The 12036-nt window shown below is 52.9% G+C and carries 13 protein-coding genes and 3 pseudogenes; 12 read left to right on the top strand and 4 right to left on the bottom strand.

What is annotated here, in order from left to right:
- The 7 genes and pseudogenes from ETC02_RS17830 to ETC02_RS15260 all read left to right on the top strand — a co-directional run.
- A pseudogene (locus tag ETC02_RS17830) lies at nt 1-144 on the top strand (RNA-guided endonuclease TnpB family protein); the annotation flags it as partial.
- A 34-nt stretch (nt 145-178) separates the two neighbouring features.
- A complete protein-coding gene (locus ETC02_RS15235; protein WP_033009106.1) occupies nt 179-916 on the top strand; it encodes a threonine/serine exporter family protein in 738 nt (245 codons plus the stop codon).
- Nucleotides 917-931: 15 nt separating this feature from the next.
- Nucleotides 932-1357, top strand: a complete 426-nt coding sequence (locus tag ETC02_RS15240) for a threonine/serine exporter family protein (protein ID WP_020754483.1) — start codon at nt 932-934, stop codon at nt 1355-1357.
- A 116-nt stretch (nt 1358-1473) separates the two neighbouring features.
- A complete protein-coding gene (locus ETC02_RS15245; RefSeq protein ID WP_063211045.1) occupies nt 1474-2643 on the top strand; it encodes a M20 peptidase aminoacylase family protein in 1170 nt (389 codons plus the stop codon).
- Nucleotides 2618-3457, top strand: a complete 840-nt coding sequence (locus ETC02_RS15250; protein WP_063211043.1) for a GNAT family N-acetyltransferase — start codon at nt 2618-2620, stop codon at nt 3455-3457. The genes ETC02_RS15245 and ETC02_RS15250 overlap by 26 nt, the downstream gene beginning before the upstream one ends.
- Nucleotides 3454-4581: an o-succinylbenzoate synthase gene (gene menC / locus ETC02_RS15255; RefSeq protein WP_063211041.1), complete on the top strand. Its 1128-nt coding sequence runs from the start codon at nt 3454-3456 to the stop codon at nt 4579-4581. The genes ETC02_RS15250 and menC overlap by 4 nt, the downstream gene beginning before the upstream one ends.
- Before the next feature lie 25 nt (nt 4582-4606).
- Complete coding sequence (locus ETC02_RS15260; RefSeq protein WP_015374232.1) at nt 4607-5101, top strand: GNAT family N-acetyltransferase; 495 nt, start codon at nt 4607-4609, stop codon at nt 5099-5101.
- A 59-nt stretch (nt 5102-5160) separates the two neighbouring features.
- On the opposite strand, the gene ETC02_RS15265 is transcribed toward ETC02_RS15260, so the two are convergent.
- Both ETC02_RS15265 and ETC02_RS15270 read right to left on the bottom strand, forming a co-directional pair.
- On the bottom strand, nt 5161-6696 hold the full coding sequence (locus ETC02_RS15265; protein ID WP_033009100.1) for a solute symporter family protein: 1536 nt from the start codon (nt 6694-6696) through the stop codon (nt 5161-5163).
- The gene (locus ETC02_RS15270; RefSeq protein ID WP_033009097.1) at nt 6696-7037 is read right to left on the bottom strand and encodes a DUF485 domain-containing protein; all 342 of its coding nucleotides are present in this window, start codon (nt 7035-7037) and stop codon (nt 6696-6698) included. Before ETC02_RS15270 ends, ETC02_RS15265 begins: the two co-directional genes overlap by 1 nt.
- Before the next feature lie 314 nt (nt 7038-7351).
- On the opposite strand from ETC02_RS15270, the gene bcaP reads away from it, so the two are divergent.
- Nucleotides 7352-8767: a branched-chain amino acid transporter BcaP gene (gene bcaP / locus ETC02_RS15275; RefSeq protein WP_033009096.1), complete on the top strand. Its 1416-nt coding sequence runs from the start codon at nt 7352-7354 to the stop codon at nt 8765-8767.
- Between the two features lie 98 nt (nt 8768-8865).
- Nucleotides 8866-9123, top strand: a pseudogene (locus tag ETC02_RS17835) (RNA polymerase subunit sigma); the annotation flags it as partial.
- A 95-nt stretch (nt 9124-9218) separates the two neighbouring features.
- Here ETC02_RS17835 and tnpB read toward each other — a convergent pair.
- The gene (gene tnpB, locus ETC02_RS15280) at nt 9219-10331 is read right to left on the bottom strand and encodes an IS200/IS605 family element RNA-guided endonuclease TnpB (RefSeq protein ID WP_033009094.1); all 1113 of its coding nucleotides are present in this window, start codon (nt 10329-10331) and stop codon (nt 9219-9221) included.
- Between the two features lie 187 nt (nt 10332-10518).
- On the opposite strand from tnpB, the gene ETC02_RS18620 reads away from it, so the two are divergent.
- A complete protein-coding gene (locus tag ETC02_RS18620; RefSeq protein ID WP_483299733.1) occupies nt 10519-10737 on the top strand; it encodes an anti-sigma factor domain-containing protein in 219 nt (72 codons plus the stop codon).
- On the opposite strand, the gene ETC02_RS15285 is transcribed toward ETC02_RS18620, so the two are convergent.
- Complete coding sequence (locus ETC02_RS15285; RefSeq protein ID WP_013145987.1) at nt 10679-10879, bottom strand: alpha/beta-type small acid-soluble spore protein; 201 nt, start codon at nt 10877-10879, stop codon at nt 10679-10681. The two genes, ETC02_RS18620 and ETC02_RS15285, sit on opposite strands and share 59 nt — an antisense overlap.
- Nucleotides 10880-11377: 498 nt before the next feature.
- Here ETC02_RS15285 and ETC02_RS15290 point away from each other — a divergent pair.
- Together ETC02_RS15290 and ETC02_RS15295 are read left to right on the top strand one after the other, a co-directional pair.
- Nucleotides 11378-11572, top strand: a pseudogene (locus ETC02_RS15290) (carbohydrate ABC transporter permease); the annotation flags it as partial.
- Between the two features lie 166 nt (nt 11573-11738).
- Nucleotides 11739-12036 (top strand): MFS transporter (locus ETC02_RS15295; RefSeq protein ID WP_171698394.1); only part of this gene is annotated, 298 nt, incomplete at its 3' end.

The raw sequence follows: 12036 nt of genomic DNA on the forward strand, positions 1-12036 counted from the left end.
TTGTATCGAACAAAGTCTGGCAAACTAATTAATGCTGATGTCAATGGCGCATTAAACATCTTAAAGAAAAGTAAAGCTGTAGACCTGAGTGTCTTATGCTCTAGCGGCGAAGTGGACACGCCTCAAAGAATAAGGATTGCTTGAAGCAGTCAAACTTCTTTGGAAGCCCCCACTTCAAATTTTCGCTAGAAAATTAAGTGGGGGTAGTTCACTAGCGGGAAAATTGATGCTTGAAAGCGGCGGAGAGACGTATCGGGTGGAAGATACAATGACGCGCATCGCTGCTTCGTTTGGCATGCCGCGCTCCCATGGTTATGTCACACCAACGGCCATTATTTTTTCTATTGAAGGGACAGACTCAACCAGATTGATCCGCATTTCCGAGCGTTCGACTGATTTAGCGAAAGTGGCGGTCGTGAACGATATTTCCCGGCGCATCAGCCGCGGTGAATTGACGCTTGAAAAGGCGCGAAAGGAGCTCGAGGATATCGGGCGCGCCCCGATGGGTTACCCTCTTTGGCAGCAAACCGCCGCCGCAGCGTTAGCGAGTGCTTGTTTTGCGTCATTGATTGGAGGGATGGTTCACTTTTTCCCATCGCTTTTTTCCGGAGGGGTGGCATTTTGGTGTTTTGAGATGGTGCATCGGTTTGTGAAAATCCGGTTTTTCGCGGAATTTTTTGCTTCTTTTGTCGCCGGGGGGCTCGTATTGTTAATGGTGCAGGCCGGATTTGGCGGGGACGTCGGGAACATGATCATCGGCTCGGTGTTGCCGCTCGTGCCGGGGCTGGCCATTACGAACGCGGTGCGTGACTTAATGGCCGGCCATCTCATCGCCGGATTGTCGCGCGGGGCCGAGGCGTTTTTGACGGCGTTTGCGATCGGCACTGGCATCGCCTTTGTTTTATCTATTCGATGATAGGGAGCACAGGTCATGATTGTTATGCAGTTGCTGCTTAGCTTTGTGGCGTCAACGTTGTTTGGCATGATTTTTAATGTTCCGCCGCGGCTGTTGCCGCATAGCGGATTTGTCGGGATGAGCGGATGGGCGGCCTATACGTTTGCTGTACGTTCGAGCGTAGACAGTGTGATTGCGACGTTTATAGCCGCGTTTTTCGTCGCCTTTTTAAGCAATGCGTTTGCTCGGCGCTATCGGGCGCCGGCAACCATTTTTATTGTTCCTGGCATTCTCCCGCTCGTTCCAGGTGGGACGGCATTTGAAGCGATGCGTCATGTCGTCATGAACGACTACAATGCAGCGATTCCGTTGGCGGCAAAAGCGTTCATGATTTCCGGGGCGATTGCGATGGGGCTCATTTTTTCTGAGGTCGTCAACCAGCTGGTAAAGCGCCGCCCGTAATGGCACGTGTCTGTTTTTTCCAATCATTTGCCTATCGTTGTATTTGTTTGTCTGAATATTATAATGAATATAACGATGTTTTTTCTATCGATTTTGAAACAGCGGGGGAGAGCGGAATGAAAGACATTATCGAGCAGATGAAAGCGGAGCTATGGGAGGTTTTCGATCACCTTCACCGCCATCCAGAAATCAGCTGGGAAGAGTGGCAAACGACTGAATTTCTCTGCCGAGAGTTGGAGCGCGAAGGATATCGGGTGCGGACGTTTGCCGATTGCCCGGGTGTGGTGGCGGAAATCGGCGCCGGGCCGTTTACGGTTGGGGTGCGCAGCGATATGGATGCGCTTTGGCAAGAAGTGAACGGCGTTTGGCAGCCGAACCATGCGTGCGGACATGATGCCCACATGACGATCGTGCTCGGGGTGGCGAAGCTGCTTCGCCGCATCGGCTATGAGCCGCCGGGGACGCTCCGGTTTTTGTTCCAGCCGGCCGAGGAGAAAGGAACAGGGGCGTTAAAGCTGATCGAAAAAGGAGCGGTCGACGGCGTGTCGTTTTTATACGGCGTTCACCTGCGGCCGATTCAAGAAGTGAAAGGCGGATATGCGGCGCCGGCGATCATCCATGGGGCGGCGCAATGCATCGAAGGGCGGATCCGCGGTGTGGCGGCGCACGCGGCGCGGCCGCATTTAGGCGTCAACGTCATTGAAGTTGGCAGCGCCATTGTGCAAGAGCTCGGCAAAATTCATATCGACCCACAAGTGCCAGCGTCGATCAAAATGACGAAGTTTCACGCCGGTGAAAAAGATGCGAACACGATCCCGGACTACGCGGAATTTGCCCTTGATTTGCGGGCGCAAACGAACGAGGCGATGGAGCGGCTCGTTGAAGGGCTGCGTCATGTGATCAACGGGGTCGCTGCCATTTATGGGGCGGAGATTGAACTGGTGGAACGGACGCGCATCGTCGCCGCTCATCCTGATCCAGATGCGGTGCGGCTGATGGAGGAGGCGATTATCGCGGCCTTGGGGACGGAAAAATGCGTTCCGCCGGTTGTGACATCGGGAGGAGAGGATTTCCATTTTTATTCCTTTCAAAAACCGGAGCTGAAAACAACGATGCTCGGGTTAGGCTGTGACTTGCGTCCGGGGCTCCATCACCCGAACATGACGTTCCGGCGCGATGATTTGCTTTCCGGCGTGGAAATTTTGGCGCGAACGGTCATCAATACGTTTGCGACGTTTGCGCTGCAGGGGGAGAACGGGCGTGTCTCTGTCACTGCAAATCATTGAGACGATCGAACAGTTGAAAGAGATGGCCAAGCTTGAGGAGGAGATTTGGAAAACAGCGCCGGTTCCGCTCCATCAAACGTTGACGGCGGCAAAAAACGGCGGCATTGTGATCGGCGCGTATATGGACGGGAAACTCGTCGGCTTTGTGTATAGCTTCCCTGGGTTTCGAAACGGGGAAGTGTATCTTTGTTCCCATATGATGGGGATTGATGCTTCCTTTCGCGACCGAGGAATCGGCTGCCGTCTGAAAAGGAAGCAGGCGGAAGAAGCGCGGCGGCGCGGCTACCGGGTCATCCGCTGGACGTATGATCCGCTGCAAAGCCGCAACGGCTATTTGAACTTGGCGAAGCTTGGGGCTGTTGGCGTCGAGTATGTGGAAAACTGCTACGGCGAAATGAATGACGCGTTGAACGGTCAACTGCCGTCTGACCGCTTCATCGTCGAATGGCGGCTTGATGAGCGTCCGACCGGGGAGCGGAGCTTGGCTAAAGCTGATCTTCTCAAGGCCAGAAGTCTGACGGTGCTCGAGGCAGGGCAAAGGGCTGACGGTCTGTTGCAGCCGGTGCCGAGAGACATCGATGAAACAGCGGCGCCGTTGTTGTTGGCTGCGGTTCCGCTTGACTTTCCGCAGCTGAAAGAGCGGGATTTCGCGCTGGCGCTTGAGTGGCGGCTGGCGACGCGCGCCTTGTTTCAGCGGTTGCTCACGGAAGGATGGATTGCCGCCGGCGCTTGGCGCTGCCTGGAGGAAGGGGTGCTTTATTACATATGGAAGCGGCGGAGTGAACGATGGCAGCAGAAAGGGGAAGAAGAATGACGATCAACATCGAGTACGTCATATTGCGCCATTTGCAAATGGAGTTGAAGGCGCCGTTTACGACGAGCTTCGGCACGTTTCAAAGGAAAGAGTTGATTTTAGTGGAAGTTGTCGATCGCGACGGCGTTTCCGGCTGGGGTGAATCGGTCGCATTTTCCGCCCCGTGGTACAGCGAGGAAACGGTGAAAACGAACTGGCATATGCTCGAGGATTTCCTTGTGCCGCTTGCGTTGGCTGAGCCGATCCACCACCCGGAGGAGCTGTCAAAGCGCTTTTCTGCCATCCGCCAAAACAACATGGCGAAAGCGGCGCTTGAGGGGGCGGTATGGGATTTGTACACCAAGCGGCTCGGCGTTCCGCTTTCTCAAGCTCTCGGAGGAACGAAAAAGGACATTGAAGTCGGCGTCAGCATCGGCATCCAGCCGACGGTCGGCGATTTGCTTCGGGTCATTGAACGGTATGTGGCGCAAGGATATCGGCGGATCAAGGTGAAAATTAAGCCGGGCTGGGACGTTGATGTCATCCGCGAAGTACGGAGGGCGTTTCCCGACGTGCCGCTTATGGCCGATGCCAATTCAGCGTATACGCTTGCCGATGCGGATCGGCTGAAAGCGCTCGATGAATTCGGGCTGATGATGATCGAGCAGCCGCTCGCCGCTGACGATCTTGTCGATCATGCCCGGCTGCAGCCGCTTCTTCAGACGCCGGTTTGCCTTGATGAAAGCATTCGTTCCTATGACGATGCGCGCAAGGCGCTTGACCTTGGCAGCTGCCGCATCATCAACATCAAAATCGGGCGCGTTGGCGGGCTTGGCGAGGCGAAGCGCATCCACGATCTTTGCGCTGAGCGCGGCGTTCCGGTCTGGTGCGGGGGGATGCTGGAGGCAGGCGTCGGGCGCGCCCACAACATCGCGATCACGACGTTGGAAAACTTCACCCTTCCCGGCGACACCGCCGCGTCGTCGCATTATTGGGAGCGGGATATCATCACGCCGGAAGTCGAGGTGCACGGCGGCTTGATCCGCGTGCCGGACGCTCCCGGCATCGGCTATGACGTCGACCGCCGCCAAGTGGAGCGGTATACGCAGTTTGCGAAGGTGTTTCACCGTACGGCGACGGCATAAAGGATGATAAAGGGAGAAAGAAAAAATGATGATCAGACCGATTGAAGTTCGCGATGCGGAACATTTCTTGGAGTTGTGCAAAAAAATTGATGAATCTGGTTTTATGTTATTTGAGCCTGGCGAACGGCAAACAACGGTTGAGCAACAAAGTAAATCGATTGAAAGAATGTTGTCTGAGCCGAATAAAATGATCTTTGTTGCTGAAACGGAAAACAAGCTTGTCGGGTTCCTTGCTGTCATAGGAGGCGATGTAAAACGAAATCGACATTCTGCCAATGTTGTTTTGGGAGTTCTTGAAGACTATCAAGGACAGGGCATTGCCACGAAACTATTCAACAAAGCGTTTGAGTGGGCAAAGGAAGTTGGAATTTTGAGATTAGGACTTACGGTCATGAAAGGGAACGATAAGGCGTTCAACTTATATAGGAAGATGGGGTTCGTATTAGAAGGCGAGAGAGTTCAATCGTTAAGAGTGAATGGGGAATTTGTAAATGAATATTACCTATACAAACTGTTATAATGCTAATTGGGGCTGGCCCAAACGCAAGCACGTTTTGGGCCAGCCCCTTCTTTGCTGTGTTACACGCGTCCTATCCCAGTATTTGCTTTGACGACAATTTCCGTATATTTCTTTTCATCCGATTTTTTCGACGAGACGAGCGTGCCAACGATCGCACCGATAAAGCCGAGCGGAATCGAGATGATGCCCGGGTTGGCGAGCTTAAAGAGCGGTTCGCCGACGAAAATGGCGGCGCCCGGCTGCGGCGACCAGACGTTCGGGCTGAAGAAGACGAGCACCAAGGCGCTGATCAGGCCGACAAGCATCCCCGTAATCGCTCCAGTCGTGTTAAAGCGGCGCCAGAAAATGGTGAATACGATCGTCGGCAAGTTGGCGCTGGCGGCGACCGCAAATGCGAGCGATACGAGGAACGCGACGTTCATTTTTTGTGCAAACAGCGCTAACAAAATCGACAACACCGAGACGCCGACGGATGCCCAGCGGGCGGCGAGCATTTGTTCTTTTTCCGTCGCCTGGCCGCGCCGCAAAATATGGCTGTAAAAGTCATGGGCAAACGCCGAGGCGGCTGACAACACAAGTCCGGCGACAACGGCCAAAATCGTCGCAAAGGCGACGGCAGAGACGAAAGCGAACAAGAAATCTCCGCCAAGCGCTTCCGCCAACAGCGGGGCGGCCATATTGCCGGCCGGGTTGGCGGCGACGATTTTGTCATAGCCGACAAACGCGGCGGCGCCAAAGCCTAAAAAGATCGTCATGACGTAGAAAAGCCCAATGATCCATGTCGCATACACGACCGATTTGCGCGCAGTCGGGGCGTCTTTGACCGTAAAGAAGCGGATCAAAATGTGCGGCAGCCCGGCCGTCCCCAACACGAGCGCCAAGTTGAGTGAAATCGTATCGAGTGGATCCTTAAACTTGTTGCCCGGGTTTAAAAACGCCTCGCCAAGCGGCGTCGCTGTTTTCATTTCGTGGAACATTTTGGCGATGCTGAAATCGAATTTGGCAAAGACGATGATGGAAATGATAAACGTACCGACCATCAGCAAGACGGCTTTGACGATTTGCACCCAACTCGTTGCTGTCATGCCCCCGAAGACGACGTACACCGTCATCAAAATGCCGACGATCAAGACGGAATAAATGTAGTCTAGACCCAACAGAAGCTTGATGAGGCCGCCGGCGCCGACAAGCTGGGCGATCATATAGAAAATCGAGATGGCGATCGTATTTAACGCCGCGACGCCGCGCACTTTCTTATCGTCAAAACGGGCGGCGATCATATCGGCCATCGTGTATTTGCCGAGGTTGCGAAGCGGTTCGGCGACGATATACAAGACGACAAGATAAGCGACAAGGAAGCCGATGCTGTAAAAGAAGCCGTCAAATCCCGTCAGCGCGATCATGCCAGCGATTCCTAAGAAGGATGCGGCGGACATATAATCGCCTGCGATGGCAAGCCCGTTTTGCCAGCCGGTTAAGCTGCTGTCCGCGGTGTAAAATTCGCTTGTCGTTTTCGTCCGTTTCGAGGCGTAGTACGTAATGACAAGCGTCAAGGCGACGATGATGAGGAAGAGGAAAAAGGCGAGCCCGTGCATTACGCGTTTCCTCCTTCCGCTGCTTCTTGCTTCACTTGCTCGACGATGGCATCAAATTGTGCTGCGCGTTTCGAATAAAGGATGCATAAGGCCCATGTCATAATAAACTGCGCAAAGGCAAACAGCCACGCCCAGCTGACCGGTCCGATTGCTAGTGCGTTGAGCGCTTTCGAATACGACGTCAACACCGGAAGGGCGAAGTAAAAGACGAAGAAAAAGACGGTGGCTGGGATGATGAAGCGCTTCTTCGCCTGAATGAGCCCGCGGAATGAAGCGGATTGAGCGATGGCATCATAGTTGATGCCGCCTTGGTCGGCCCTTGATTGTTTTTTCACTGCCATTGTAATCCCTCCTTGTCATTAAAGCGTTTTCAAAAAGGACTATGAACTGTTCTGCCGCAAACGGTGGATGTGCCCCCCTTTCTGACACAAATTTGTCACACATTCATTATACATTTATCTGAAAAATTTGTAAATTGATGTTTTTTGTTATTTTTAAAAACTATTTTTTGCTTTGCCGCATAAAACGGAGAAAATTTTTTGCTGTTTTTCTTATTTTCGCACTTTACAAAAAAACAAGGATCATGTAGAATGTCAACTGTATTCGACAACAAAATTCAACAATTTTCTACAAAAAACGACAAGGGGAGACATCTATGAATTTGTTTCGTAAAAAACCGATTCAATCGTTGCTTAAGGAGTCGGGGGCGAAAGGAGCTTCGCTGCGAAAAGAGTTAGGTGCATTCGACTTGACGATGCTCGGCATCGGTGCCATCATCGGGACAGGCATTTTCGTCCTGACCGGGGTGGCGGCGGCGGAACATGCCGGCCCAGCACTTGTTCTTTCGTTCATCTTATCAGGATTGGCGTGTGTGTTCGCGGCGCTTTGTTACGCCGAGTTCGCCTCGACGGTGCCGGTGTCAGGGAGCGCATACACATATAGCTATGCGACATTCGGTGAATTATTCGCTTGGATTTTAGGCTGGGATTTGATTTTGGAATATGGGGTTGCCTCGTCGGCGGTCGCTGTCGGTTGGTCCGGTTATTTCCAAGGGTTGCTTGCCGGTTTTGGCATCGAACTCCCGAAAGCATTGACGAGCGCGTATGATCCGGAGAAAGGGACGTTCATCGATTTGCCAGCGATTTTAATTATTCTGTTCATTACGTTTTTGTTGAACTTAGGCGCCAAAAAATCGGCGCGTTTTAACGCGGTGATCGTTGCCATTAAAGTGGCGGTCGTGCTGCTCTTTTTGGCGGTCGGTGTTTGGTACGTCAAGCCGGAAAACTGGACGCCGTTTATGCCGTATGGCTTCTCTGGCGTAGCGACCGGCGCGGCGACGGTGTTTTTCGCTTACATCGGCTTTGATGCGGTGTCGACGGCGGCGGAAGAAGTGCGCAATCCGCAGCGTGATATGCCGATTGGCATTATCGTCTCGTTGCTTGTGTGCACATTGTTGTATATTGCGGTTTCGCTCGTATTGACAGGCATCGTTCCGTACGAGCAGCTCAACGTGAAAAACCCAGTGGCGTTTGCGTTAAACTATATCCATCAAGACTGGGTCGCCGGTTTTATTTCGCTCGGGGCGATCGCCGGCATTACGACCGTGCTCCTTGTGATGATGTATGGGCAGACGCGTCTCTTCTACGCCATCAGCCGCGACGGTTTGCTGCCGAAAGTGTTTGCCCGCATCAGCCCGACGCGCCAAGTGCCGTATGTCAATACGTGGCTGACGGGAGCGGCTGTAGCGGTATTCGCCGGCATCATTCCGCTCAACAAATTGGCGGAACTGACGAACATCGGCACGCTCTTTGCTTTTATCACCGTCTCGATCGGCGTGTTGGTGCTGCGTAAAACGCAGCCGGACTTAAAGCGGGCATTCCGCGTCCCGTTCGTTCCGGTCATCCCGATTTTGGCCGTGTTGTTCTGCGGCTACCTTGTTCTTCAGCTTCCGGCGATGACATGGATCGGTTTTGTCTCGTGGTTGCTGATCGGTTTAGTGATTTACTTTATCTACGGCCGCAAGCATAGTGAGCTGAATGAAATGGCACGGACGGAAGAAAAGGCCGGATGAACGGCCAAACAATGAAAAAGGGGCTGACCCAAATGGGGAAACAGCCCCTTTTTCCATTATGTCAAATTTTTCGGCAACACCGCGTTTCACCACTTTTTCATTTTCACGATTTAGTCGAACAATTGCCAAAACATAAAGACGCCCGCCTCAATGCCATTCGCGTCGCCGAGTTGCTTGTGGCGAACGAGGAATGGCTCGCCCTGTTGTTTCGAAAAAAGCAGCTGCCAATCAAACAGCTGGAAACGATGGCGTCGGTCAGCCGCAAGACGATTGAGAGAAATAGAAAATACATTATTGCGGTCGCGGTTATTTTGGCAGGCGATTACATTTACCTAAAGGACTATTTGAACGCTCTCCCGCCCGTATTTCGAGATGGGAGATTCTTGGGAACACCCGCCCCACGGCAGGCTGTCCACCAAGCCATCCCCGTGCGTCCCACGGTTGTGCTGTCTTACAACGACAGCAAACGAAGCCCTTCATTCAGGATATTCCGAGCGGCGTTGTGGTCCCGGTCATGTTCGGCCCCGCAGCTCGGGCACACCCACTCGCGGATGCCGAGCGACTTCACCTCAACCTGCCGGTGCCCGCAGCACGAGCACAATTGACTCGAGGGAAACGTGCTCGCAACACGAACCACCGTCCGCCCGTACCATGTCGCTTTATACTCAAGCATGTTGAGAAAACGCCCCCACGCGGAATCAGAAATGGATTTGGCCAGCTTGCGGTTCTTTTGCATGTTCCTAACACGCAAGTCCTCCACGCACACCACTTGGTTTTCGCGGATGAGGCGGGTGGACAGTTTGTGCAGGAAATCGTTCCGGCAGTTGGCGATTTTTTCATGAAGCTTGGCCACTTTCAAACGGGCTTTCTCCCAGTTCGAACCGCCCGGCTTCCGACGAGCCATCACCCGCTGCCAGTAGGCGAGCTTTTCTTCATACCGGCGCCAATACCGGGGGTGTTCGATCGTTTCGCCTGTGGAAAGCACCACGATCTGTTTCAACCCCAAATCGACGCCCACTTTCTTGTCGGTTTGGGGCAATGGGGGAATATCCGTTTCCACGAGAATGGAGACGAAATACTTCCCCGCTCGATTTCGACGAATCGTGGCGGAGAGAATGCGGCCTTCCATCTCACGGCTTTTGGCGAACTTCACCCATCCGAGCTTGGGAAGTTTCAATCGATGGCCGTCCACTTCGATCGTAGGGCGTCCGTTCTTTGGGTAGTTGCACTGGGCGGTGTACGATTGGTTCGGGTGTTTTTTGCTTTTGAAGCGGGGAGCGTTCGCCGTTCCCTCGAAGAACCGGTCAAACGCCTCGGACAGCTGTTGCAACGCGTTTTGCAAGGCGGTCGAATCGGGAGTCTTCAGCCACGGGATCGTTTGTTTCAATGCCGTCAGCCTTTTGGAACATTCGTTGTAGCCGAGCCCTCTTCCGGTGGTTTCATACGCCTCATTCCACTCGGCCAAAAAGTGGTTGTACACAAATCGGCAGCACCCGATCGTTTGGTTGATGAGCTTCGCTTGTGTTGAGGTGGGATACAACCGAAAGCGGTAGGCTCTATGCATGATCTTCCCTCCTACATACAGGAACGTGTGTTCTATCACTATCCATTTTACACCTTCTGTTCTGTGAAAGCAAGAGGAAGAGCGACGGCAAATCTCGATTCATCCCCCACTTACGCTCACGCATGGAAGTGGGGACTTCTCGGTTCATGGTGATAAAAGGGGTGCTTTCATTGTGAAAAAGGGAATTGTGCTGGAGTTAGGTGAAGAGTTCGTCACGGTATTGACGCCGGAAGGGGAATTTCTTCGATTGAAAAAAGAAAAAGAAAGATCGCCGCCAAGCCGACGTCCACCGCCATTTGAAAGCGATGGATGCCAAAACGAAAAAAGCCGAGTGATTCCGCTCGGCTTTATTCCGTTTTTCGGCCTGCCAGTTCGCTTTGCGCTTGGGCGACAAGCCGTTTCGTAATTTCTCCGCCGACGGAGCCGTTGGCGCGGGAAACCGTGCCAGCCCCGAGCTGTACGCCAAACTCTTGGGCGATTTCGTATTTGATTTGTTCCAACGCTTGTTCGATGCCTGGAACAAGCAGTTTGTTGCTTGAACGAGCCATATGAAATTCCTCCTTGATGGTTTTTTGATGAGGTATGATTAGTATGGACGATCGAACAAAGAGATATGGTTGGGAATTACAGGAGGAATTTTTCATCCTATTTCGCGCAGGAGACTCCCACTTCAACGACCAAAGGGAGTAAGTGGGAGAGGAATGCGCGTTCCCCTTTTCTTTTGTGTATGATATAATAAAGGCATGGAGAAAACCGTTTAATAAAGGCACTCCAATAACGGCTACTCGATGTATGGAGTTGGTTACAGGAAACGTTGTAACCGTAAAACATCGAGCGTAGATCCGTCTGTTGTGTGTGGAAGCCAAGTACTGCCAACAGACACACCGAGAGAATCGGTAACGATGCAGGCATGACCTGCGTCGTTGGGTAGTTGTCAACCTGCCCTGATGCAACCCCAAGTCAAGGAAGGAGGACGAAGTCCGCTTGTACTTCTGGGGAGTTGCAAGCCCCCACTTCAAGCGTTAGCTAAGTGGGGGTAGTTGACGCGCCCACTCATTATTTTGTCCGATCGACAGCTGTTTACGTTGCCGCTTGGCCTCAATCGCTTCAAAGGACAGTACATCAGCTATTGGAACTACATTATGGCGGCATCCATGGTGTTTACGCTGCCGGTGTTGGTCATTTACGCCTTTTTCAACCGCTACTTCATCAAAGGAATTTCGTTCACGGGCGGAAAATAACGGACGTTTTGTACAACGGTTTTCCGGTCATGACAAGAAGGGGCTGTTCGCCAAACGGAGGGTTGTCCTCCTTTGGTGGCAGCTTTTTTTTCGCGCGGCATATCCATGAAAAAAACGCACATCATATAAGTGGAAATATCGACTTCATAAGAAAGGGACCGAAGCGATGGAATGGACGGTGCAGCTGTCAAAACCGGCAGGGAGGCAGGCTGGTCGGGGGTGGGCGGTCGCTGCGCTTGCCTCGATTCCGCTTGTCATGACGCTGGGCAATTCGATGCTCATCCCGGTGCTGCCGGCGATGGAACGGCATCTCGACATCACGCCGCTGCAGTCGAGCCTGCTGATCACGATGTATTCCGTTGTGGCGATTTTGTTCATTCCGCTGGCCGGATATATAAGCGACCGCATCGGGAGAAAAATGGTCATCGTTCCAAGCCTGTTGCTGGCGGCGGTGGGAGGGGGGC

It is taken from the genome of Geobacillus sp. DSP4a (genome assembly GCF_013096875.1).
Lineage (GTDB): Bacteria > Bacillota > Bacilli > Bacillales > Anoxybacillaceae > Geobacillus > Geobacillus thermophilus.